The 23,695-nt window shown below is 43.1% G+C and carries 22 protein-coding genes; 15 read left to right on the top strand and 7 right to left on the bottom strand.

The features are described 5' to 3' along the window. Positions 1–180: 180 nt before the first annotated feature. The 13 genes from BS636_RS13485 (at position 181) to BS636_RS13425 (ending at position 14,945) form a co-directional block, all read left to right on the top strand. Positions 181–846, top strand: a complete 666-nt coding sequence (locus BS636_RS13485; RefSeq protein ID WP_099339242.1) for a zinc ribbon domain-containing protein — start codon at positions 181–183, stop codon at positions 844–846. A 78-nt stretch (positions 847–924) separates the two neighbouring features. Further along, positions 925–1,386, top strand: coding sequence for a PH domain-containing protein (locus BS636_RS13480; RefSeq protein WP_099339241.1), 462 nt, complete (start codon positions 925–927; stop codon positions 1,384–1,386). A 92-nt stretch (positions 1,387–1,478) separates the two neighbouring features. Further along, positions 1,479–5,231 carry a tape measure protein gene (locus BS636_RS13475; protein WP_099339240.1) on the top strand — a complete coding sequence of 1,251 codons (3,753 nt, stop codon included), beginning with the start codon at positions 1,479–1,481 and terminating at the stop codon, positions 5,229–5,231. Continuing rightward, the gene (locus BS636_RS13470) at positions 5,228–5,647 is read left to right on the top strand and encodes a hypothetical protein (RefSeq protein WP_099339239.1); all 420 of its coding nucleotides are present in this window, start codon (positions 5,228–5,230) and stop codon (positions 5,645–5,647) included. Before BS636_RS13475 ends, BS636_RS13470 begins: the two co-directional genes overlap by 4 nt. Then, a complete protein-coding gene (locus BS636_RS13465; protein WP_099339238.1) occupies positions 5,637–7,610 on the top strand; it encodes a hypothetical protein in 1,974 nt (657 codons plus the stop codon). Before BS636_RS13470 ends, BS636_RS13465 begins: the two co-directional genes overlap by 11 nt. Before the next feature lie 9 nt (positions 7,611–7,619). Beyond that, positions 7,620–9,239: a hypothetical protein gene (locus tag BS636_RS13460; RefSeq protein WP_099339237.1), complete on the top strand. Its 1,620-nt coding sequence runs from the start codon at positions 7,620–7,622 to the stop codon at positions 9,237–9,239. A gap of 53 nt (positions 9,240–9,292) precedes the next feature. Next, a complete protein-coding gene (locus tag BS636_RS13455; protein WP_099339236.1) occupies positions 9,293–10,519 on the top strand; it encodes a hypothetical protein in 1,227 nt (408 codons plus the stop codon). Beyond that, entirely contained in the window at positions 10,512–10,865 is a 354-nt protein-coding gene (locus BS636_RS13450) for a hypothetical protein (protein ID WP_099339235.1), read from the top strand. Before BS636_RS13455 ends, BS636_RS13450 begins: the two co-directional genes overlap by 8 nt. Then, positions 10,862–11,248 (top strand): hypothetical protein, encoded by a 387-nt coding sequence (locus BS636_RS13445; protein WP_099339234.1) that lies wholly within the window; start codon positions 10,862–10,864, stop codon positions 11,246–11,248. Before BS636_RS13450 ends, BS636_RS13445 begins: the two co-directional genes overlap by 4 nt. Positions 11,249–11,265: 17 nt before the next feature. Further along, the gene (locus BS636_RS13440; protein WP_099339233.1) at positions 11,266–13,353 is read left to right on the top strand and encodes a hypothetical protein; all 2,088 of its coding nucleotides are present in this window, start codon (positions 11,266–11,268) and stop codon (positions 13,351–13,353) included. Beyond that, positions 13,346–13,579 carry a hypothetical protein gene (locus BS636_RS13435; RefSeq protein WP_099339232.1) on the top strand — a complete coding sequence of 78 codons (234 nt, stop codon included), beginning with the start codon at positions 13,346–13,348 and terminating at the stop codon, positions 13,577–13,579. The genes BS636_RS13440 and BS636_RS13435 overlap by 8 nt, the downstream gene beginning before the upstream one ends. 59 nt (positions 13,580–13,638) lie before the next feature. Continuing rightward, a complete protein-coding gene (locus BS636_RS13430) occupies positions 13,639–14,199 on the top strand; it encodes a DUF1640 domain-containing protein (protein WP_099339231.1) in 561 nt (186 codons plus the stop codon). Further along, positions 14,196–14,945, top strand: a complete 750-nt coding sequence (locus BS636_RS13425; protein ID WP_099339230.1) for an N-acetylmuramoyl-L-alanine amidase — start codon at positions 14,196–14,198, stop codon at positions 14,943–14,945. The genes BS636_RS13430 and BS636_RS13425 overlap by 4 nt, the downstream gene beginning before the upstream one ends. A gap of 148 nt (positions 14,946–15,093) precedes the next feature. Here the strand turns inward: BS636_RS13425 and BS636_RS13420 are convergent, their stop codons facing one another. Both BS636_RS13420 and BS636_RS13410 read right to left on the bottom strand, forming a co-directional pair. Beyond that, complete coding sequence (locus BS636_RS13420; protein WP_099339229.1) at positions 15,094–15,303, bottom strand: hypothetical protein; 210 nt, start codon at positions 15,301–15,303, stop codon at positions 15,094–15,096. Positions 15,304–15,709: 406 nt separating this feature from the next. Continuing rightward, positions 15,710–15,937, bottom strand: a complete 228-nt coding sequence (locus BS636_RS13410) for a hypothetical protein (protein WP_099339676.1) — start codon at positions 15,935–15,937, stop codon at positions 15,710–15,712. Between the two features lie 241 nt (positions 15,938–16,178). Here BS636_RS13410 and BS636_RS13405 point away from each other — a divergent pair, with 241 nt between their 5' ends. Then, entirely contained in the window at positions 16,179–17,345 is a 1,167-nt protein-coding gene (locus BS636_RS13405; RefSeq protein WP_099339227.1) for an MFS transporter, read from the top strand. A 19-nt stretch (positions 17,346–17,364) separates the two neighbouring features. Here BS636_RS13405 and BS636_RS13400 read toward each other — a convergent pair whose 3' ends face one another. Both BS636_RS13400 and BS636_RS13395 read right to left on the bottom strand, forming a co-directional pair. Beyond that, complete coding sequence (locus BS636_RS13400; protein WP_099339226.1) at positions 17,365–18,855, bottom strand: amidase; 1,491 nt, start codon at positions 18,853–18,855, stop codon at positions 17,365–17,367. A 36-nt stretch (positions 18,856–18,891) separates the two neighbouring features. Then, a complete protein-coding gene (locus tag BS636_RS13395; protein WP_099339225.1) occupies positions 18,892–20,319 on the bottom strand; it encodes a diguanylate cyclase in 1,428 nt (475 codons plus the stop codon). Between the two features lie 326 nt (positions 20,320–20,645). On the opposite strand from BS636_RS13395, the gene BS636_RS13390 reads away from it, so the two are divergent. Continuing rightward, positions 20,646–21,071, top strand: a complete 426-nt coding sequence (locus tag BS636_RS13390; RefSeq protein WP_171266094.1) for a hypothetical protein — start codon at positions 20,646–20,648, stop codon at positions 21,069–21,071. Positions 21,072–21,144: 73 nt separating this feature from the next. Here BS636_RS13390 and accC read toward each other — a convergent pair whose 3' ends face one another. The 3 genes from accC to aroQ are packed head-to-tail and all read right to left on the bottom strand — an operon-like array spanning position 21,145 to position 23,416. Next, complete coding sequence (gene accC / locus BS636_RS13385; RefSeq protein ID WP_099339223.1) at positions 21,145–22,509, bottom strand: acetyl-CoA carboxylase biotin carboxylase subunit; 1,365 nt, start codon at positions 22,507–22,509, stop codon at positions 21,145–21,147. An 18-nt stretch (positions 22,510–22,527) separates the two neighbouring features. Then, positions 22,528–22,944, bottom strand: coding sequence for an acetyl-CoA carboxylase biotin carboxyl carrier protein (gene accB / locus BS636_RS13380; protein ID WP_099339222.1), 417 nt, complete (start codon positions 22,942–22,944; stop codon positions 22,528–22,530). Between the two features lie 16 nt (positions 22,945–22,960). Then, a complete protein-coding gene (aroQ, locus tag BS636_RS13375; RefSeq protein ID WP_099339221.1) occupies positions 22,961–23,416 on the bottom strand; it encodes a type II 3-dehydroquinate dehydratase in 456 nt (151 codons plus the stop codon). Positions 23,417–23,695: the final 279 nt, after the last annotated feature.

The raw sequence follows: 23,695 nt of genomic DNA, 5'->3' as shown, positions 1-23,695 counted from the left end.
CATGATGCGGTTAAAAGCAAACTGGAACTTGGTAAGCCGAGATTCTATGTTTTGAATGATGGTCGTTTTCACTGTGCAGCAACTGAGTATGTAAAACAGGTAGATTTGCAGGAATACACCATTATTTTATGCCGAGATAGAATTGTGAAAATTCTATGGCGTAATTTGTAGGGGGTATGAATGGAATTTTCTAAACAACAGCTGGCTGGTTTAGTGGGCGGGGTTGTGCTTTTACTTGGGATTTTTCTCCCTATTGTCAGTATGCCTATTGTCGGATCAATATCTGTATTTAGTAGTGGGCGTGCAGATGGGTATGTGCTGTTAGGGTTGTCGATTGTCAGCCTTATACTTGCTTTCATAAACAATATAAAGCCTTTGCGGGTTACTGGTGGTATATCGCTTTTAATAGTGGTGATAGATTTTATTTATCTGCTCTATAAGCTAAATAGTATTAAGGGTGATGTTGTAGATAAACTTGAGGGCAATCCATTTAGTGGCATGGCAGAAGCAATGATGAGCACCGTTCAAATACAATATGGATGGGTTTTCTTGTTTATAGGTAGTCTTTTGCTGGTTTATGCTGCATTTACCAAAACTGCAAATAAGCCAATTTTAAATAATATTGATTTAGATGAGCAAAATCAGCCTGAGCCTAAAGTGCGAAAAACCACCAGTACAAAACTGGTATCAGATGATATTTTTTCCCACAATGCAGGAAGGCGTGTAGAAACTCCTATTCAGGCGGTTGCTACTGATATGAAGCTATGCCCGCTGTGTGCAGAAGAAATAAAACTTGCTGCAATTAAATGCAAGCATTGCGGAAGTATGGTGGAAGAAACCCTTTAAGGTTAAACAAGTCATTGATATAGAACTAAGCAGGTATTAGTATGCTTCCACTATTTTAATACTTTATAAGAGGGTTATATGGGCAGTTATATTGAGGAAAATTTAGCAAGAGATGAAAAAATAATCATCAAAGCGCAAGTAACATGGCTATCCCAATTTTGGTATTTACTATTTGGTGGATTATTTGTTTTATCTGCAATTGGTTCTAAAAGCGCAGTATCTTTAATTTTCGGTCTAATCTTAATTGCAATTGCTGCTGTACATGTCTTAACCACAGAGCTAGCCCTAACAAATAGACGCATCATTGCAAAGTCAGGTTTAATACGTCGAAATACAATCGAGTTAAAAGTTAACCGTGTCGAAAGTCTAGGTGTGGATCAAGGTATCTTGGGGCGCATTCTTAATTTTGGGTCTATTGTGGTTAAAGGAGTAGGGGGCTCACATGCGCCAATTCCATATATTTCACGACCAATGGAATTCAGACAGCAAGTAAACAATTTTCTCGATGAATTAGATGATGCTGATAAAAAAGTATCGTAAATCAAAAAGCACTTTAGGGTGCTTTTTTGATACCTAGCTTATACCCGCTTCGGCGGGTTTTTTATTGCTTGCAATTTTGATTAGAGGTCAGCATGTCTGGTAAAAATTTAACATTCAAATTAGTCATGGATGCCGATACTAAAGGCTTTGTTGGCAACATCAAACAGTCGGAAGATGCGGCAAAGTCTGTATTTAATGCAATAAAACAAGAATCTAATCGATTAAAACAAGCAACCACTGATACCTCGAAGGAAATGGGCAATATCATTCCTAAAGGCACCAGTGAGTTAGCAGACAAACTTACTCAATCTTTAAATGGCGCTACAAGCATTATTAAGAGCGCTGGTGATAATGCGAAATCTACGGCCGGCAATTTTACTGATTTTGGTAATAGGGCTGAAAAGGCATTAGATCAGCTTAAGGGTGATTTGGCCCAAGCCAAGCAAAATCTTGAAGCATTTTCAAAAACCAAGGCATCACCTGCGGATATTGAAAAAGCTCAGGTAGAGGTCGACCAGCTGGAAAAAGAAGTCCAGCAGGCAGATCAGGCCTTTAGTGGATTCCAGGCAGAAGTAGGCAAGGCAAATACAAGCCTAAGAGAAACAGATACAGCAGCTCAGTCGGCCCAAAAGGGGATCGACGGCGCAAAATTTGCGGTGAATGCTCTTGTTGGGGCCATGGCTGCAATTGGTATTGGCCTAGGTGTTCGTGAGCTTGCCGAAACAGCAGATGCTTATACTAACCTTTCAGCCCGAATCAATATTGCAACCAGTGATGGTGGCAACTTCCAGCAAGCTATGGCTGGCGTGCACCAAGTTTCACTGATGACCAATACCAGTCTTGATGCTACTGCGGGCCTATTCACAAAAGTGAATGATGTAGGTAAGCAGATGGGGATGACCCAGCAGCAAAGTCTGGATCTGGTCAAAACTATTAACATGGCCATTCAGACTGGTGGTGGATCTGCCCAGGCATCAGAAGCTGCAATTGTTCAGCTGACTCAAGCGCTGCAATCCGGTGTGTTACGTGGTGACGAGTTTAACTCTATCATGGAGCAGGCACCTGGTATCTCTCAGGCGTTGGCTAAGTCATTAGGGGTGACCACTGGTGAGCTGCGCGCAATGGCAGGAGAGGGTGAGTTATCAGCTGAAAAAGTCATCCAGGCACTACAGCAGCAGTCAGCAGCAATTGAAGCTGATTATGCTAAGTTCCCAACTACAATCGGCAATGCCTTGCAGCGTATCGCTACACAATGGCAGATCCTGATTGGCACCATGGATCAGGCAAACGGTGCATCTGCAACGGTAGCGCAGTGGTTGGTGACTCTTGCTGACAACATGGATGTAATAGAGACCATTCTTAAGGATGTTGGAGAGGGCTTTATCTGGGTAGGGGATCAACTCAAGAAGATTGACCCTGCCACCATTGAAGCACTTAAAGAGGCGTTAAGTACTGCTTATGAGACTGTAAAGTCTATGGCTAGCACTCTAGGGACTGGAATTGGAAACACTGTAGATCAGCTAAATACACTCCTTGGGGCAATATTCAATTTTGATAGTGGTGTGGATACTGCAACAGATAAAACTAATGGCTTTACCAAAGCTTTACAGGCCCTCAATGTGGTCTTTGGTTTTATTGGTGATGGTTTCGAGGCAATTAGTATCGTTTCTAATTTGCTTGCCGGTGTGTTCTATGACGTTGGTGCTGCATGGGAAGGGCTTAAGGCTAAATTTAAGTGGGGTGATGCTAAAGACCAAGCCATTGCAGATATGGAGGCAATGGCTAAGAAAGCTCAAGAATATTATGACCGAGCTTCAGATGGCGCGATGGATTTCAAGTCCAAGGGTGTTGCTGCCATCAAGGAGATTAGCAAAACCCAAGACCAGAAAAACCAAGAATCCTTACAAAGCAATAACGCTACTTTTGCCGAACTGATAAAACAGAATCAGGATTTTAATCAGAAGTCCAAAGCACTTACTGATGAACGTGCAGCTTTAGAGGCGCAATTAAACCAGGCCCGCAAGGATGGCAATCAGTCAACTATTGACGAAATTATCCAAAAATCTAATGAATTGGAAGGGCGTGAAAAAGAGCATGCCAGTAATAAGGCCGCATTAGATAAGGACCTCCTGGCTTCTGCTCAAGCCACCGCTGAAGCAGCTATCAAAGCTAATGGTGGTGTCATGGACGGCGTAATGCAGGCCGACCTATTAACCAAGGGCTATATCGTCACAATTGATGAGGCTGGCAAGGTTAGTGTTCAAGCTGGGCAGAGTGCCGAACAGGCTGCTGAAACTGCCGCTAAAAAGGAAGAAGCGTTAGTACTGGCCAAGGAAAACGTTAAAAAAGCTGATGAAGAATTGCTTGCCTATCAAAAACAAGCCGCTGTTGAGCGAGTTTTACTGGATAAGCAGATCGAGGAAGCTAAAAAGACTGGTGACTTAAATGCATTGGCTTCAGCACAAGCGTCAGTTGACGCCATTAATGCTAAGGAAAATGAACTTAAGAATAATCGCGAGATTCGTATTACCGAGCTTAACAATGCCACAACTGGCTCTGGTCAGGTTGCTGAATCCGCATACTCCAGAGCATCGGAAGCGGCCAGGCTATTTGGTGTAGACCTTGATGCATCCTTAAATAAAGTCTCTAAGTCGTTTTCCAACTCTGGGAATGAGCTAGAGGGACTTAAAACTAAGTTAGGTGAAGCAGGCTATACCGGTAAACAAGCCGGTGATGTTCTTTACCAAGCATGGGAGGATTGGCTTAGTAAGGCCAGAAGCCAGGCTGAAATTGATGCGGCAAATGCCAAAATGCGTGAGTTTGAAGCGCAAGGTGTATTCTCAACCAAGCAGGTTGAACTCGGCATTATGGCTATCCGTAAGGCTAATGCTGAATTACCAGATGAATTGGATGAAACAGGGAAAGCCTTTGAGCGTCTCGGGATCAAAACCAAGGAGCAACTCCGATTGTCAGCTCAAATGGCATTGGCTGACTTTGAAACAGTGCGTCAAAGTGGTCAAGCAACACAAGCTGATCTTCAAAAGGCCTATGAAAAGACAATTCAACTGGCTTACGCATCAGGAGATGCCCAAAGTATTGCTGCAGCAAACGCCAAAGCGGCTTCATTAGGTTTATCTGTTCAGGTCAGTGAAACTGGCCAAGTTTCAGTAAAAGCCAATAATGCTGTGGAAGAAAGCTTACACCGCGTCCGTAACGCAACAGGTCATGCTGGTTCTGGCTTTGATGAGCTTGGACGCCGTGGTGTGGCTAGCGGCAATGCAACCCGTGATGCATGGGAAGAAGCACGACAAGCAGCAGAGGCGGCAGCAAATGCAGATGAAAACTCTGTAACGAATCGCGGTATGGCGGGGCGCAAGTCACGTACTGAATATACGCTTGAGGGTGTGAAGCAGGCATTGCGCTCTCAAGGCTTTAGCGATGAAAAGGAAATCAACCGTAAAGCAAATGAATTATTTAACGCCTCTGCATCAACTCGTAAAAATGCACTAATGCAATATCAGTATGAGGCTGGCAAGAATATTCCCGGGTTTGCCTTGGACTTTAAAGCTGTAAACCTTATGGCTGCGAACAACAAGGACTATATTGATTTAATGTTGCAGAAAATGAGCCCATCGGTTGGTAAGACCGGTTCCAGTAGCCTGAATGACTATGCACCGTCGATTCCTTCTGCGCCGTCTGTCAGAGACACCAATCAGCCTGCCAAGGAAGTTACATACAACTTTGACTTCAATGGTAAGCAGATGAAATTTAGCGGGCCTGCTGGACAGGAATCCTTAATGAATGAACTTGTGAATCAATTAAAAGTACAGGCGAAATCAACATGAAACTTATTCGCTTAGCAACATCAGAAACCGTCCCATTAGAGGACGGTTTTTTATGGCCTGATGAATTCTCATGGAAGGCCATTGAGCAGAACCAAGCCTATGCCATGGACGGCACTTTGCATATTCAGGAAGGCAAAAAGAAGTCTGGCCGGCCAATCACTTTACAGCCTGCCGATCGGGAAATGGGCTGGATCAAATTGCGTGAACTATGGACTGTTCTGGAGTGGTCCAAGCTGCAAGATGAAAATTTCAGACTGCAGTTTGAACAGCCTCATGACAACCGGCAATTCATAGTCAAATTTAACCACCAGGACGGGGCTTTAGAAGCCGCACCGGTAAAAGGAATTCCAGCGGTATCACTGGATGATTATTACAACGTGACTTTACGCTTTACGGAGTTAGACGATGGCGATTGAAACCAAAGATTTAGTAATTTACAAGTCTGAACGCTTGACTGACAACTCCGACGGCGGTGGTAAATATTCCGGTGTCGTGGTTCAGGATGGGATCAGCAATAACCTGTTCAACGACATCTCGGAAATGGATCGCACGATGGGTGATGTATCCATGCGCAAAGTCTTTCCGGCGGTAACGACTGAAGACACGGACCTGTTGATGGGCGCAACTGTTTTTATCTCTGAACTGCCAGAAGATCCGAACGTGTCTGCTTTGCTGTTCAGCACCAAGAATTGGACCGATGAACGTCAGTCTGCCCAGAACCGGGTAGAAAACTATCTAGCCAAAGGTGGTCAGATTGCTGGTACGCCACTTGATACCCATTGGCAGGGCATGTCATCGCTTCAGGTCGTGATGTGGCCACAAGAAGTTGAAGCATCGGTAGGCGATACCATTGTATTGATTTCAGATGAAGGGAAGGCTTTAGAGCGCGAGCAGTACGTGCGAATCACCAAGGTAGAGACCCGCATTGCCAAGATGGTAATTGATCAAAAAGATGTTGAATATAAGGTTGCTACTTATTCCATAAACGATCCGCTTGAAGTGGATTTTGTCGGCCTTTCAGCGCGTCAATGGTATAGCCTGGAAAAATCAAAAACCATTATCCGTGACACACTTGTAGCTGATACCGGTCTGTATTACTCGTCTACAGCGCTGGCATCCGATGCCAATGTGGGTGAATTTACCGTAAATGCCAAAAGTATCTTTGCTCAACTCATCCCATCTGCCCAGACTGAAACCCCGATCATTGATGTGAACGCTGCAGGTGAAAGTGTGGTGCTGGTCGCAGGCAATGAAGGCACGATTACAGTCAATTATCCCGGCATTACTGTTGGGGCTAGTCAAAACCTGTATATCGGCTCTGCAGTGATTCCATCTAGTGTTTCTTTCACGATGCAGGGGCAGCAGATCACCGATCAGGGCGGCTTGCTTAAAAATACCCAAGGCACCCAAGTCGGCACTATTGATTACCAGCGCGGTTTGATTCAGTGGACTGCGGCAGCACCGGCTGGAACCGCAAGTTTGAATATTACTTTTAAACCAGCAGCTGCACCGAATCAGTATTACCAGAGTCATGCCATTCCGGTGACTCAAAATAACCAAAGCACCAACTGGACCGGAGTTTTAATTCCAATTCCTGCACCTGGCGCACTTTCGATTTCATACATGTCGCAGGGCAAGTTCTATGAGCTTAAAGATGATGGTTCAGGCCAGTTAAAGGCTGCCAGTCCTTCCTTTGGCTCAGGCATGATCAATTATGAAACCGGCTCATGGCTATTAACGACTGGTGCCTTGCCAGATGTAGACACCCCGATTTTGCTGAACTGGGGTACACCAATTGTCACTTTCGTACGCTCCAATTTAAGTGTGGAAAAAGCTGCATTTGAGTTTGATTTAGGTCGACCAGGTGTATTGCCGGGTATCACCATCAACTGGTTGCTTGAGGGTGAGTCCAAAACAGCGACTTCGAATGCTCAAGGCAAGTTTACTGGAGATGCTACAGGTGAAATTAATTATTCCGCTGGTACTGGAAAAATCATTCCAAATAAGTTGCCGCAGAAAGGTACGGTCTTTTCGGTGATCTACAACTATGGTCAATCACTTGAACAGACCAAAATGGATGTTGCACCAGACGTCAATCAAAAACTGGTCTTTAACATCGGCACAGGATCAGCAATTCAGCCGAACAGTGTGTATCTGGAAATTCCTCTACAGAGTGCTGATGGGGAAACAACCGGTAAGGTAATTTTATCTGATGTACCGGTAAATTCGACCATCGGGAATCTGGTCAATGAGCGCGGGCAAGTACAAGGCACCATTATCTATGCCACAGGTGCGGTTGAAGTTACACCAGAGCACATGGCAAATAAATTTATCAAAAAATACCAGCCAATGTTTACAACAACCTACGCAGCAGCATAGTGAGGAAATATGTCTTTTTATATCCCACAAACATCCAGTATTGAAAGTGAACAGGTTGAGTTAAGAGCCTTTAACGCTATTGATGTGCAAGTTAGATATCGCGATACATCAGGTTCCAATTCGGCAACCCATACAGTGACGGCCAACAAGTTAAAGCTGGATTTATCCTCTGGCTTTGATGAGCAGATTCTGACAGGCTCAGCGCGTTTTAAAGTCGGTGATGACACCTTCTTGGATCGTACTGGCTTGCTGTATCGCAATGTGAATCCAGCCAATAACAGCGGGATTCAGTCTGGTGTCATTCAATATGGCACCGGTATTGTTGAAATCGACTCATGGACACCGAATACAGACAACACGATTACTCTGGAATCCTTGACCACTACAACTGACTTGTTGCCAGTCAATAAGATCAGCTTTAGAACGCCAATCATGCCGATCCGTCCACAATCCTTAACTGTGGTTGTGGGTACTATCGAGCATGGTCAATTGACTTTAACAGCTGATGAAAATGGTGTGATTGAAACCAGCCGGGCGCATGGCCAAGTGAATTGGGATAATGGTTTTGTCACAATTTACTTTTACACCAAAACCAAGATCACTGAAGCCAACCGGGCAGAGATTGAAGCGAATGACTGGTATGACCCGTTGCTGGAATACCAGGAAGGAGTGGATACCTATATCAATGTTCCGGTCTGGGTCGATGCTTCATCTGTACGCTATAACGCTGTGGCTTATACCTATATCCCGCTGGATTCAGAAATTCTAGGATTGTCTGCAACACGTTTGCCGATCGATGGCCGGGTGCCGATCTTCCGTGTTGGTGGTATCGGAATTGTCAGCTCAAGCAAAGCGCAAGAGCTGCCAAGTGCAACTGCAGGGAGCACGTACGACCTGAACGATCAGCGTATTTCATGGGCGGAACTTGAAGATGCCAATGGAACCAAAGTGCCTTTTGATTTGTACACGGTTGATTATGACTATGGCCGCGTGACATTGGGGGGTGACTTCGTACTGGGTAATCTCGTTGCACCACTCACAGTCAAATACCGTTATCAGGATATGGGCTTGATCCGTGATGTGCAGATTAACGGTCAGCTAACCCTTACCAAGCCTTTAACCCATAACTATGATGCAGTAGATACTATAGTCGGTTCTGCTTTGGTCATTGGTGATATGCAGGCCCGATATACCCGCAAGTTTGTACAGGGATCTTGGGGCAATGTATGGGCTGATGAGTCAACAGGTGCGGGGATTTCAGCAAATTACAATGATTCACTGTATCCGCTGCAAGTCACAAACAAGGGTTCAATTCAGGAGCGTTGGGCAATTGTATTTACAGGTAACGAAACCTTCTATTGCGTAGGTGAGTACACGGGGCGCTTGGCTTTGGCTGGCTCAATCAGTGTTGACTATGCACCACTTAACCCAGTCACTGGTGTACCGTATTTCATCATTAAAAAAGAAGGCTGGGGGACGGGTTGGGCGAATGGCAATACATTGCGCTTCAATACGATTGCAGCAAATTTCCCAGTCTGGGTAATTCGAACTGTAAAACAGTCAGAGCCAACGGTAATTTCAGATCAATTCCAGATCATGCTGCGCGGTGACATTGACCGCGTTGTCTAAAATCTAAATCAAATATGGCCGCTTCATGCGGTCTTTTTCATGGATAAATAAAAATGGCGATAAAGCAAACCCAAACAAAGTTATTTGATTTTTCAGACGCTGGGTTGGATTTTTGTGCAGGATCAAAAAACCTGTTTCCAGACCGGTTTAAAAAAATGCTTACCCTTGGTTATAATGAACAGACTGTATCGAGTGTTTCGGTTGCAGGCAATCAAGTCACACTGACGTATGGCGGTACGCATGGTTATGTTGCTGACCGTGTTTTAAAAATTGATTCAGGTGCGCTTGCGTCAATCAATGGAGGTGAGTTTTGGATTGATTCTGTCACCACAAATACAGTGACATTTACGCTTGATGACGCACCAACTTCTGTTGCAAGTGGATTTACAACACAGATTGCATCACTCGGGTGGGAATTGGTGTATGAGCAAGCGCATATTCATATCTATAAGTTTAAGCACATTGATGACTCGGATATGTATGCTCGTTTGTGCTTTCAAAATGCAACAGGCACAGGTCGAAACTGTATTGCAGTCGGTATTGGGCGCACGGTTGATTTAGCCTTGGGGTATATTGCTGATCCAAATTGCATGACTGACTTGGCAACTTGTGCGACTGTAACGGGTGCAACTAGCAATATCAGATGGGATTTCACAAGCTCTACAGCACGTACTTTTGACAATTACACATACAGTCAAGGTTTTGCCACTTTCGGCAAGGGGATGGTTGTCGGTAGCTATTATCATTTTGCACTAATGTATTCTCAATCAAGTAGTGCTGCGTATGAGCATTTTGCTGCGGTATCTGCAATAATGCCATTTCAATCAAGCTACGATATTCTTAATTATCCATTGCTGTTAGCGCAAGACAATGGAGCAGCTACCATAACTACTTCCGGTCAGCTTTCAGCAATGCGAGCATATTTGTCTATCAATAGGATGAACTTAAGCGGAAATTCTTCAGAGCTTCTTGATCGGAATAATGCCATTTCAAGCTTTTTACCTCCAACAATTGAAAATTTTAATACCACTACTTGTCAACCAGTTGCGGTATTTACTTATTCAGAACGTCAATTTGCAGGTTATGCAATTGGCTTGTATCAAGTCCTTTATAATTCTTCTAATTCTCCAGCGCCTAAAAAAGGAGATTTTCCAGCATTAATCTCTGAAATTGATTTTAGTAATTATGTAGCAGTTCATTTTATAAAATCCGCAAATTCCTCCGGTTCTTCCGGCACAGCATGGCTTTCTTTACCTGTTGAGGAGATAAAAATTGCTTAAAATACTTAGAACCTTTTTTGGTGGCTATATCCCAGATTACAATAAGTTACGCCAGATGAATTTTATGATTGTCAGGCTACCACACTCAATCATTACAGTGCTGAATGCAGATCAGGGTTTAGGACAGATTAAAGGCACAACCAAAAAAATGGGTACCAAGTACTCGCCAGTCCCTGTTTGTGTATTTCGTCGTGATAATCGTCAATTGCTCTGGGAAACCACATCAAAAGCCGATGGTTCCTATGCATTTCGAAATATTGCTGTAGGCCTTGATTGCTTTGTGGTGGCTTTTGACCCAAACAATCAATACAACGCAGTCATTCAGGATAAGGTCATCGCCAAATGAGCCAAACATCAATCAATGCCCGGCTTGCCATGATTCAAGCCTTTGCAAATCTTATGGATAGCGGTAGCCAAAGTGCTACCGTTATTTTTTATGAAGGCGTACAACCAGCCAGTCCTGCTGTTGCAGCAGATTCGAATAGTGCACTGGTAACACTCACACTCCCCAAGCCTTGTATTAAAGAAACCACACCCAACTATGTAGAGCTTCATCCGACCGACACAGCAACGGTGATCAAAACCGGGACCGCTACTTGGGCGCGGATCTACAACGGCGCAGGTGAAGTGGCTGCAGATTTAGCTGTGGGAACCGACATAACTCTGGCGAATACAAATCTGGTCGTGGGTGGTACCTTATCTATCCAATCGATAAAACTCAGACCTTAATCTAAAAGGGTGCTCATGTGGATTTTAAAAATAAGCTCGGCACCGTTGATGCTCACAACCTAAACCTAAACTTTAAGCCTGATAATACCGACAGCCACAACATCATTCTGAATTTTGAACACCTGGCCGATGGTTCAACCAATCTCAATTTTGGCGATGATGTTACAGCTGTAATCGACACTGTACTCGATACCGAATTCTCATTTGAAATCACAGCGTTCTATGCCGACAGTGGTGCAAATACTGCAGTCATCGATACGGTGCTTGATACTGGATTTAGCTTTGATGTAGTTGCTGTATTTAGTGAAAACACTGATGTTATTGGCCAGATCGATACGATTTTAGATACCAATTTTAGCTTTGAAATCGAAGCAGTATTTAATGAAAATCTGTGCACCATTGATACGGTTTTAGATACTGATTTTAAATTTGAAGTTAAAGCATTATTCGACATCAACCATCTGGTCGGGGTGTCTTATGGTTTTGACATGCGATATCAGAAAGCGATTGCATGCCTGAGCACCACAGAAATACCGTGGGCCAAACCAGTATTAAGAGTCTCGAATGAGGCTCTTTTTTATGACCAGGGTTTGGTGGTTTCAAGTCAGGCAGATATCCGGTATGAGCAGGCAGGATCCTTAACTCGGGCGATTATATCCCTTCATGAGCAAGCAACCGGCTTAAGTTCTGATGCGTATGTGATCTGGGAGGAAGGTGATAAGCGCTTTATTCATCAGCGATACTTGCATGAAGAGACAATTAAGCTGCGCCATAACCGTGAAACCGTTTGGCAAGAAATGATCCGTCGGCGTAAGACTTTTACTTATTCACATGAGGTGGCGCAAGTCTTTGAGCACCGCTTTTCATTTGAGTGGGATAAAAGCCTTGAGATTGCCACCAAGTCAGATTTGCCATGGGATAAAGCCAAAGCGATTCATTACAGCAAGCATCCGGTTCAACCTTGGCCAAAGCCAGAAATACCTGAATATGTGGGTGATGGAAATCTCAACTTCATTTGTTTGTGTACTGAGGTTGATGCTCATAATGTTATTTTAAATTTTGGTGCGGATGATTGTATTCCAGCACTTCCGAATAAAAATTGGTGGTATATCGTGAACACATTAACAGCCGAGCGACTCGATACCGGCGAGAAGATTAAAGTCATGGATGGTAGCTACAGTACCAGTCGGTCTCAGTGGTGCTGGACTTACTCCATTACCGTGGCTCATACGGAAAAAGAAAAGCTACAGCCGATTAACGACCAGCCGGTGATTCTGAAACTGATCATTAATGGTTTTGAACATCATATTTTGCTTGAGGATCCAGAAGAAACTCGGCGCTTTGCCAGTGTTTTATACACTTACCCAGGTCGAAGTGTCACAGCCTTGAACTCAGACAAGTACTCACCTTCACGCTCATTTATTCAGGACAATGAGCGAACCTCTGTACAGCTGGTGCAAGCTGAACTAGACCGGGCTAATGTCGGCACAGTCTTGGATTGGAAACTGATTGATGAGTTAGGCTGGATCGTACCAACTGAAAGCCTGAGTTATGCAGAACTAGCACCAATTGATGCAATCAAACAGGTGGTTGATGCAGGCGGCGGCTTTATCTATAGTCAAAAAGCAGGGAATACACTAACCATTTTACCCCGGTACCAGAAAGGCTACTGGGATACGATGACCGTGGATGATTACGACATTCTGTTATCTGAAAGCCTGGTGATGCAGCAAAACATCAAGCAGAACGATGAATACATTGCTGACTTTAATGCCATTACCATAGTGAATAGTCGAAGTGGCGAAAGCCTAAAGGTACAGCAACGTGGTACCTCGGGTGATGTGCCGCTAGAAACAGTCACAGGGCCATTATTTAATGTGGTATCTGGTGCTAGCTATGGCAAAAATGAACTGGTGAAAGCCAACATTCAGGAGTTGCACACCTTTTCTGATATTCCAGTCAGTCAAGAAATTGGCGAGATGCTGCCCGGTAAGTCGATTGCATTTAACGGCCAGTGGTGGGGTGTGATTGATTCGGTTTCAGGCAGCTTCTCACATGAAAAGGTGAATGAAACCATTACTGTGGAGCGTATCAGCCGTGAATAACCCTTTATTTGAACTACGCAAGCTGCTTAATCCGACCCATGCTGAGTACATCGGTACTATTACTTCAGTGAAGCATCCAGAGTATCGGGTTCAGATTGATGGTGGATCTGGTCCAGTTCTTTGCACATCCGGCACAGCTTATAACTTGGGTGCCAGAGTGTTTATATCCAATCAAGTAATTTTGCGACCTGCGCCAAGTGGGTCACATTCAGAAATAGAAGTTTAGACTTAACCAAATCACAGCACCTTCGGGTGCTTTTTTATTACCAAAATTTAGGGGGCACAATGTCAAATGACTATTCAACTGATCCACCACCGATAACCCCAAGCCAGCTTTATGCCATCTCAGACAACATTAACCAGTTGCGGCAGAGCATGGATAAGTTAGCTGAAATGCCCCAAAAGCTTGATCGTATGAATATGCAGCTAGAGCAGCTCAATAAGGAGCATCAGCAGACTCGGAATGACTTAACCCAGACTCGTGACAACCTGCAAGATGACTTAGATCGAGCTAAGTCCAACTTCAAAAGCGAGATCAAGCAAGTCCGAAATGAGATTGATCCAAAGTTCAAAGAAATGGATATGCAGATCCGAGTGCTCCATGAAAGCAAAACCAAAATTGATAGCGTAACCAATCTGGTTAGGTGGGGTGGTATTGCAATCATCGGTGTATTTGCTGCTGCTTGGAATAATCAAACAGCTAAGAGCGACACAGTGAATGCCTTGGCTATGGCTAACAGTCAAAAAATCCAAGTTCTTGAAAAACAGTCTGACCAGCTTTTAAGAACAACCGAAGAAATCCGCAACAAACTTTATGAACGTAACCATACAGGTGAGATAAAATGAATTTTATAAATGAAAGTGCCTGGAAATATCTTTCCGTGAAGCTCCCAATTTTGGGGGCTTTTTTAATGCTTGTATTAATCCCTTTGCTGCAGTGGCTGACTGATTACCAGATCATCCCGCAGCAATATCATGCCACTGTGACCGGTATTTTAATTCCAGCGCTTGCTTGGTTGGGTCGTAAGATCGCACAACCAAAATTACACCAGCAACCTTTAGGTTTTGCCACGATTACAGCAGGGCATAGCAACACCGACCCTGGTGCAGTAAGTGGCAAAATTAAAGAAGCAGATCTGGTCGTCAACTTCCGCAATGCAGTGACTCACTATTTACGTGAGGCTGGATTACAGGTCAAGACCGATGGCACTGGATCTCGAAATGATCCGCTTTCTTCAGCTATTAAGTTGATCAAAGGATCTAGCGTTGCGGTTGAATTTCACATGAATGCTGCCACTTCTAAACAGGCTAATGGCGTTGAAACGATTGCGCTACCGAAAGATAAGAAACTTGCACAGGACTTATCTAAAACTGTAGCCGATGCACTAGGTAGTCGTTTACGTGGTGATAATGGCTGGATTGATCAATCTAAGTCAGCACGTGGCCGTCTAGCATACGTGAATGCTGGCGGTTTGATTGTAGAGCTTGGGTTTATCTCAAACGAAGATGAGCTTGCCCGATTTAACGCTCGTTACTGGTTGGCAGCGAAAGCCGTAGCCAAAGTGCTGATCGATTATGAAAGTCGTAATTAAGACTTTATTGCTGTGCCTCCTACTCTCAGGCTGCACAGCTCATTCAATAAGCACAAAAATTCATATAACTGTCTGTGTTCAGTGTGTGAACTAAAAAGCCCTCAACTGAGGGCTTTTAAATATTTGATATTTATTTAAGTTTATTTTTTTATTGAGTTACTAATGATGGGTTATTAATAATAAAGTTTTTATAGTAAAGTTTTCTACCATTTACGCTATCTATAAATCTGTATTTAAAGAAATCATACTGATCGCGATGTAGATAATCATTAGAATTCTGCTTAAAATCATTACTTAATAATTTTTCATCAGCTTCTTGATTACGTTTTAATTGGAACGATGTTAATAGATCTTTCACAACAATCTCCTTAATCCATAGTTCTCTGATAGAAGGGGTCTTCTTCAACAAAATAGCAGATACTTGTACTAGGCAAGCACCACTGGTATGTACCAAAAACTCGTATTAATTGCTCCTTTGATGAATTAAATAATCTTATTAGATTATTCTTATCATCATATTCACCCGTATATTGAGTGATAGGATATGAGTGAAACTCTTCATACATTTTATGTACGGTTACCTTTCTCGTATTCATAGTAAGGCCTGCAAACTAAATCTAATAAATACTATTTTATTAGTTATAAAATAAGCTTAGGCCTTTGCTTAATTAATAGATAGGTCTTATGTGTATCAGGATATATTTACTTAAAAGATATTAATTTTTATATAGAGTGTAGAAGTATCTTGGGCCATCTACGATCATTTAATAATAAAAATATGGATCTTGATTGGTTTTAGCTTTTTTATGGCACTGCATACATTCAATACTCGCTATAGGATAACTTCCATTAATTGGCTTACCCTCTGTAGCAGCGACAATGAAGAAATGCTCTGTGGTATTAAAACCATAATTATCTAAAGACCCACAAATAGAGCACTTTATAAACTCCCTATTACAGTAAATATGTGGTTTATCTACAAGCTCATCCATTTTATTATTACCTATTGATCTAATAGACCTATCGTCAAGCATAATAACTGCATTGTGCTAAAATTCCAGCCTATAAATCAGCAAATTAAGTAGGCAGTCTACAAATTTTCAGAAATCTACAAAAAATAAAATTTGTAGACTGATTTGTAGACTGTTGAACTGCAATGAAGGCAAAACGAATGCAATGTGATGCAACTATTAGTAGTTTTAAGTTATTGAAAATGCAAGGTATTACAAACTAATGCAATCACTGACAATACAATCCAGACTAAGTGGTTTCTACTTTTGTTACTATGCAATAGTTGGGGCATTCATGCCGTTCTGGAGCTTGTACCTGGAAGACCAGGGTTTCAGCTATTCAGAAATCGGGATTTTATCTTCTATTGCCATTGTGACACGTTTCTTTGCACCGTTGATCTGGGGCTGGATCGCAGACAAATCTGGCAAGCGTATGCTGCTAGTACGCATTGCCACATGGATGGAAGCCTGCATCTGGTTCATGATCTTTATCATCCCGAATAGCTTTCAATCTGTCGCATTACTGATGCTGATTTTTAGCTTCTTCCAAAATGCAATTCTTGCGCAATTTGAAGGTGTGACCTTATTCTGGCTCGGAGAAAAACGTGCTGAGCTGTATGGTAAAGTGCGTAAATGGGGATCGGTGGGTTTTATTGTCGGCGTATTTGGTATTGGGGCAATATTCGAAATTATCCCAGTAAGTATGCTGCCAGTGCTATTGTTGTGTATTTCATTCCTCGCTTTTATTTGGTCCTTTACGATTAAGGAACCTTCGACGGCGCCATCAGCGCAAAAACAACTTGAACCATTATTGCCTATCTTGAAACGACCAGTGGTATACAGCTTCTTTATCATTGAACTGATCATGCTGTTTTCCCATGCGCCGTTTTATAGTTTTTATAGTAATTTCCTGAGCCAGCATGGATTTAGTACTAGTCAGATTGGGCTGCTATGGTCTGTTGGTGTTATCGCAGAAATTATCATGTTTGCCTATGCGACCTTATTTTTTAATCGCTGGTCGTGGCGAACCCTAGTGGTCATCTGCTTATTGCTGACAGGACTGCGCTGGTTGATTGTAGGATTATTGCCATCGGTATTTATGGCTCAGTTTATTGCACAAAGTATTCATGCTTTTAGTTTTGGTCTATTTCATATGATTGCAATGCGGGTGATCTTCCAGAACTTCTCTGCAGGACAGCAGGGACGTGGTCAGGCACTGTATAGCACCATGTGGGGTTTAGGGGTGGCAAGCGGTAGTATTCTTGCTGGTCAGTATTGGGATCAACTTGGGGGTGCCACCATCTTTATGTATGCCGCCGCATCTACATTAATAGGTCTGATATTTTTAACTGGTTTGCCAAATCAGGTGGAAGCTACCAAGTCCACCTGAGGCAATGCTTCATCAAAAACTAGATTTGAATGTCTTTATAACGGTTAAACCATGGCTGCGCTTCTTCAAGTTGTGCAGCCAGTTGTAATAACAGGTCTTCACGGGCAAACGGCGCAATGAACTGAGATCCTAATGGTAGATTCTGTTCATTCCAGTATAGCGGTACTGACATTGCTGGCAGGCCGGTAATGTTGGATAACTGGGTAAATGGTACCCATTTCAGGTTTTCCTTAACGATCTGATCCACCAGTTTGCCCTGAGCCAATAGATGAGCCTTACCCGTAGCAAGTAAAGCTTTTAGAATTGGCTTTTGCCAAGCTGGTGTTTTCACTTCGCCATTACGCGGGGCTACCGACGCCGTAGCGGGTGTCAGGTATAAATCATATCGGTCAAAGAAATGATTCATCTGGGAAACATAGATGCCCCAGTTGTTCAGGTTCTGGATGTATTCAATCGCCGTGGTTTTGGCGCCAAAAGCAGATAAAACCAGAGAATCCAGCTCAAAATCAGTCGATTTAGACGGGTACTGCTTACGGATTTCTTCCAGCATATAAGAGAACTGGCTGAACCAGGTGGTAATGAAATCCTTGGCCAATTGCATCCCATCAATTGCTGGATGATCTTCAATCACCTCATGACCTAATGATTCCAATAGTTTCACCGTCTGATCGATAGCTTGAATGGCATCTTTGGAGACTTTGGTTCCAATTGGTGATTTGGTATTAAATGCGATTTTTAGTTTTTTCGGTGGTTGCTGAATGATCTTCAAATAATGCGTATGTGGACGCTCAATCTTGAACATAGAGTGATGGTCTTCACCATGGGTGGCATCCAACATTGCAGCGCTGTCACGCACGGTTTTAGTCAAGACATGCTGGATGGCTGCACCATGCATCGCTTCACTCATTTGTGGACCCCACGGCGTACGTCCACGACTCGGTTTTAATCCAAACAAACCACAATAAGAGGCGGGAATACGAATCGAACCACCGCCATCACCTGCGCCTGCAATCGGCACAATACCTCCAGCGACGGCAGAAGCTGAGCCACCAGATGAACCGCCACTGTTATGGCTTAGGTTCCATGGATTCTTGCAGCTCCCCCAAGCATCAGGTTCGGTAATGCCTTTGATTCCAAATTCAGGCGTATTGGTGCGGCCAAAGGTCACAATCCCGGACTTTTCCCAGCGATTCACAATCTCAGCATTGGTATCCGGAATATAGCCAATACGTTTAAAGCCTGAGCAACCATAAGAAGTCGGATACCCAGCATATTCCTGAAACAGGTCTTTAACCAGGAAGGGCACACCTGCAAAAGGACCAGACAAATTTGCTTCAGTGCGCTTTAGGGCATAATCATGCATTGGGATGATGATGGCATTTAATTCAGGATTGACCTGATTACTGCGTTCTAAGGCAATATTCAGCAACTCAGAAGCATGGATTTCTTTTTTTGCGACCAGCTCGGCCAGTCCCAGACCATCATAGCTAAGATATTCCTGATAATTCATGACATTCCTTGTTTGAATAAATAAAAATTAAAAAGCTTAGGACGCAAGCACCACCTGATTACGGCCTAAATGCTTGGCCTGATAAAGTGCCTGATCCGCAATATTGATTAAATCCTGTAATTCGCTCTGCTGTGGGGTTTCCTGGTGGGTAATACCCAAACTTACCGTGATATGTACTGATTTGCCGTGTTCTAGATAAATCGGAGTTTGTTGCACCAGATCGCGAATACGTTCAGCCACCCAATGTGCTTCATCATGTTCTATATCCCACATCAACACCACAAATTCTTCACCGCCAATCCGGGCAAACAGATCACAGCTGCGCAGATTGGTACGTACCAGTTCCGAAAACTGCTGTAACACGGCATCCCCGACATGGTGACCATATTGATCATTCAGTCGTTTGAAATAATCAATATCCAGCATAATGAGAGAAAACGATAGCTTTCTAGACTGTTTCAGTAAATTTTCACCTTCTTTAAAGAAGTAATGACGGTTCATGGTGCGTGTTAGACTGTCATAATTCGCCAGATAAAGCACATGCTTATACAGCTCATTCCGGTTTTGACTAATAATACAGAGAATCAGCGGCGCGAGTGCCAGCATAAACAGGCCGATGCGCAAGGAAATGAAGGCGGTAGAATCTGCAAGCGTATCATCAGCCAGATAGATCTGGGTCAAGCTGCCATAGGTAGTAATCAGCACCAGTGTATTAATGATTGAAATGGTAAAAATGCGATAAGTCAGTGCTGCCCAGATTAAAGCGGCTAGAGGGTAGATTAATGCACCTGGACCAGCAAAAATATGAGTTAAGACTACACAGACCGCTACGGTGATTACTGGTAGAAAATAGCTGAAAGAATACGTTTTTTTTCTACGATTAGTGACAAAATAACGAATCTGCTTGGCAGTAGGGAATGCCAAGACCAAGGGCAGAATGATGATGTAATTGACCATTTCTCCCGTCCACCACAGAAAAAAGTCAGTCTTCATATTTTCCAGGGTGACAAAGGAACCGGGGATATTTACCAGCGTGATGACTGCAAATGCTGCACTGGCTAGACATCCTGCAAAGGCAAAGATGCCAAACATATGAATAAAGGTATAGCCACTATTGTAGTATTTATAATTAATCTTGAAATAGCGGATACAAAATAGGGAAACAATGGTACTGAGCAGATTTGAGAGAGTCAGGAAAAAGCTTTGTAGTACAAAGTCGCCTGTAAGCAGGTCGGCAAACATAAAAGCACTAAATGCGCCTAACCAGCCGCCTTTGTTATTGAGCTTTGGAAAACGTAAAAAAAAGGCGAGCAGGGCTGCATTGGCGGGCCACAGAAATGCTAAATAGCCTATTGGACGAGTTGCAATACCAATAAAGCTACAGATAAGAATTAACAATGCAATGATAATATATGCAGAGCTATCCGGATCCAGTTGTTTTCCTTTAAAATCAGCAAATCGCAAAATGAAGCTACCCTAATAAATTTACAATGAAAAATCACATGCTGTTTTTAGTTAAATAAGCTCTGAGATTTTTCTTCTTGTTGTTGATTGTTTGTAATTTAATCGAAACTTAATATTGTATAAGTACAAAATATAAACAAAATTATGTGGAAAAGAAATGGCTATTATGTATCTAACTGATATTTTTATCTAAGCAGATGAAATGACTTTTCGCCATACTCCCAAATGTAAAAAATATGCTAAGTTAGGGATAATCTAAGGAATACTTTTTGAATATGAAAAAAACATGTCTAAGCCTTATGCTGCTTACCTTAACCAACTGGGCGATGGCTGCAGATATAAATAATAAAACTCAAACAGCAGCTCAAGCTACGGCTGTTGCCAATACCTATCGTGTGGTGACGCGTCCTGAAATTATGGGCTTATGGGGCATGGAAATCCCGAATAACCGCAAGTGTATCGAATACTATAATTTTAAAAGCGATAACAATGTGATTATTAAAAGTGGCGATGAGTGGTCATCAGGCATTTATGACTATCAGTTGCCTCAAGATACCACCGCTCAGGTTCCTGCCTTAATTCTTCAAGTGAAATATGATAATAATCAAAAAGACTGTTCTGGCAATCAGGAAGATCAGTCTGGTGAAGTATCGCAATATTTTGTGAAATGGCAGAACCCGCATACCATTAACTTCTGTGCCACTGACAAGGCAGAGCAGTGTTTTGCAACGTTAAGACGTATTCTTCCTTAAATTTAGGTTTATATGGCTACCAATAAAAAACCGCTGAATAATCAGCGGTTTTTTTGAGGATACCGAAAAAGGGTCAAGCCTTTTCTTCAGCGCCTTCAAGTTGCTTAAGCAGATGTTTTTCCAGATAGTGAATATCCATTGCCTGTTCACAGAAGTTCTTATCCTGAAGGATCAGGTCTTTATGCAGCGGGATATTGGTCTTGATTCCAGTCAGAATCATTTCATCCAGTGCCTGCTTCATACGCGCAATCGAAGTTTCACGATCTTTACCATGAGCAATCAGCTTAGCAATCATCGAATCGTAATACGGTGGAATGCTATAACCTGGGTAGATGTGCGAATCTAGACGGATACCTGCACCACCTGGTGCATAGAAAGTCTCGATCAGACCTGGAGATGGCATAAAGGTAGATGGATCTTCCGCATTGATACGGCATTCGATCGCATGACCTTTAATTTGTACATCTTCTTGTTGAATATCCAGACCTAGGCCAGCAGCAACACGTAGCTGTTGTTCAATGATATCGACACCAGTTACCATTTCAGTAACAGGATGTTCGACCTGAACACGGGTATTCATTTCAATAAAGAAGAATTCGCCGTCTTCAAACAGGAATTCAAACGTACCTGCACCGCGGTATTGCATCAATTTACATGCATTGACACACGCTTCAAGAATGTCAGCACGTGCCTGTTCAGGCAAGTTTGGTGCTGGTGCTTCTTCGAGTACTTTCTGGTGACGGCGCTGTAAAGAACAGTCACGGTCATACAGATGGATCGCATGGCCATTACCATCGCCCAAGATCTGTACTTCAACATGACGAGGCTTTTGCAGGAAACGTTCCATATAAACCGTGTCATCGCCGAACCACATTTCTGCATCACGTTGTGCTGCTTGCACAGACTCAAGTAAAGTGTCCACGCGTTCTACGATACGCATACCACGACCACCACCACCGGCAGCAGCTTTCACGATCAGCGGGAAGCCGATTTCTTTAGCTTCAGCAAGTGCATTGTGAATCGTTACTGCATGATCACAACCGGGTACGGTTGGTACGCCAGCTTTTTTCATGGCAATAATCGCAGAAACCTTATTCCCCATTAGGCGAATATGTTCAGGGCGTGGACCGATAAAGATAAAGCCAGAACTTTCTACAATTTCAGCAAATTCAGCATTTTCAGACAGGAAGCCGTAACCCGGGTGGATCGCATCCGCACCGGTAATTTCAGCTGCTGTGATAATTGCTGGGATATTTAGGTAACTGTCGCTGCTTGCGCCAGGACCGATACATACTGCTTCATCGCAGAAGCGCAAATGCATCAAGTCCTTGTCAGCGTCTGAATAGACACCGACAGTTTTAATTCCTAAAGTTTTGCAAGCTCGGGTGATGCGCAGGGCAATCTCACCACGGTTTGCAATTAAAACTTTTTGCAACATTATGAATCCCCGGGGTGATTAAGCGCGGTAACGGAAAAGTGGCTGACCGAACTGAATCACTTCACCATTTTTCACCAGAATTTCTTCAACCACACCGCTTTGAGTTGCTTCAATCGGGTTCATGATTTTCATTGCTTCGATGATACCTAGTGTTTCACCAGCAGAAACAGTTTGACCCACTTTTACAAATGGTGCTTCACCTGGACTTGGTGCTGCGTAGAACACACCAACCATCGGAGATTTTTCCACTGCACCACGTGGAGATTTCGCAGCAGGGACATCAGCTGCAGGTGCAGGCATTGCAGGAACAGCTGCTGCAACCACTGGATTGCGACGAGTTAGGGCAATGGATTGATCTCCTTCCTTAACTTCGATCGCCTGTAAGTCAGACTCAATCATCAGGTCGATGAGTTTCTTGATTTTACGGATATCCATGAGACAGTATTCCTAATTAAGATTGCTTAGAAGATTGAATTTTTTCAATGACGTAATCGAGGGCAGCGGCATAGCCTTTTGCTCCTAGACCACAGATCACGCCGATCGCTTTATCGGATAGATATGAATGATGTCGGAATGCCTCACGTGCATGGACGTTAGACAGATGGACTTCAATAAATGGAATGGCAACACCAAGAAGCGCATCACGTACTGCAACAGAGGTATGCGTTAAAGCTGCAGGATTAATAATGATGTATTGAACGCCGTCTTGTTGTGCTTGATGAATTCGGTCGACAATGGCACCTTCCCAATTACTTTGGAAAGTGTCTAATTCTAATGCGGCATTTTTAGCCTGAGCGCTGAGTTGCTGATTGATATCATCAAGAGTCAAGTGACCATATACTTCTGGTTCACGCTTTCCCAGCAAATTAAGATTCGGTCCATGAATGACCAAAATGGTCGAACTCATTCAGCTTGCTCCAATTCAAAAGTTTCAAAAGAAGTTTGCAAGATGTCAGCAAACTTCCTCCATTATGGCATGAAATTCTACATTTTATAAAAATTTTGTTTGAATCGGTGTAGAAAGTACGTACCTGATAGCGGTCTATATAATGGGAACTTTGCAAGGAATTGGCAATGTTAAAAAATGACATTTATAGGAGTTATGTCGAATTTTTACATTGTAAGCGCAATTGGCTAAAACAGTTAATAATGTTTATGTAACATTGCCGACTGACAGTAAATAAGT

The sequence above is a fragment of the Acinetobacter sp. LoGeW2-3 genome (assembly GCF_002688565.1).
Classification (GTDB): Bacteria; Pseudomonadota; Gammaproteobacteria; order Pseudomonadales; family Moraxellaceae; genus Acinetobacter.
This window is presented reverse-complemented; position numbering and strand designations above follow the sequence as displayed.

Bases quoted from the DNA above. Each gene is read 5' to 3' on its own strand.
- BS636_RS13485 (WP_099339242.1), top strand. From the start codon at position 181: ATGGAATTTTCTAAACAACAGCTGGCTGGTTTAGTGGGCGGGGTTGTG.
- BS636_RS13480 (WP_099339241.1), top strand. From the start codon at position 925: ATGGGCAGTTATATTGAGGAAAATTTAGCAAGAGATGAAAAAATAATC.
- BS636_RS13475 (WP_099339240.1), top strand. From the start codon at position 1,479: ATGTCTGGTAAAAATTTAACATTCAAATTAGTCATGGATGCCGATACT.
- BS636_RS13470 (WP_099339239.1), top strand. From the start codon at position 5,228: ATGAAACTTATTCGCTTAGCAACATCAGAAACCGTCCCATTAGAGGAC.
- BS636_RS13465 (WP_099339238.1), top strand. From the start codon at position 5,637: ATGGCGATTGAAACCAAAGATTTAGTAATTTACAAGTCTGAACGCTTG.
- BS636_RS13460 (WP_099339237.1), top strand. From the start codon at position 7,620: ATGTCTTTTTATATCCCACAAACATCCAGTATTGAAAGTGAACAGGTT.
- BS636_RS13455 (WP_099339236.1), top strand. From the start codon at position 9,293: ATGGCGATAAAGCAAACCCAAACAAAGTTATTTGATTTTTCAGACGCT.
- BS636_RS13445 (WP_099339234.1), top strand. From the start codon at position 10,862: ATGAGCCAAACATCAATCAATGCCCGGCTTGCCATGATTCAAGCCTTT.
- BS636_RS13430 (WP_099339231.1), top strand. From the start codon at position 13,639: ATGTCAAATGACTATTCAACTGATCCACCACCGATAACCCCAAGCCAG.
- BS636_RS13425 (WP_099339230.1), top strand. From the start codon at position 14,196: ATGAATTTTATAAATGAAAGTGCCTGGAAATATCTTTCCGTGAAGCTC.
- BS636_RS13410 (WP_099339676.1), bottom strand. From the start codon at position 15,937: ATGGATGAGCTTGTAGATAAACCACATATTTACTGTAATAGGGAGTTT.
- BS636_RS13405 (WP_099339227.1), top strand. From the start codon at position 16,179: ATGCAATCACTGACAATACAATCCAGACTAAGTGGTTTCTACTTTTGT.
- BS636_RS13400 (WP_099339226.1), bottom strand. From the start codon at position 18,855: ATGAATTATCAGGAATATCTTAGCTATGATGGTCTGGGACTGGCCGAG.
- BS636_RS13390 (WP_171266094.1), top strand. From the start codon at position 20,646: ATGGCTGCAGATATAAATAATAAAACTCAAACAGCAGCTCAAGCTACG.
- accC (WP_099339223.1), bottom strand. From the start codon at position 22,509: ATGTTGCAAAAAGTTTTAATTGCAAACCGTGGTGAGATTGCCCTGCGC.
- accB (WP_099339222.1), bottom strand. From the start codon at position 22,944: ATGGATATCCGTAAAATCAAGAAACTCATCGACCTGATGATTGAGTCT.
- aroQ (WP_099339221.1), bottom strand. From the start codon at position 23,416: ATGAGTTCGACCATTTTGGTCATTCATGGACCGAATCTTAATTTGCTG.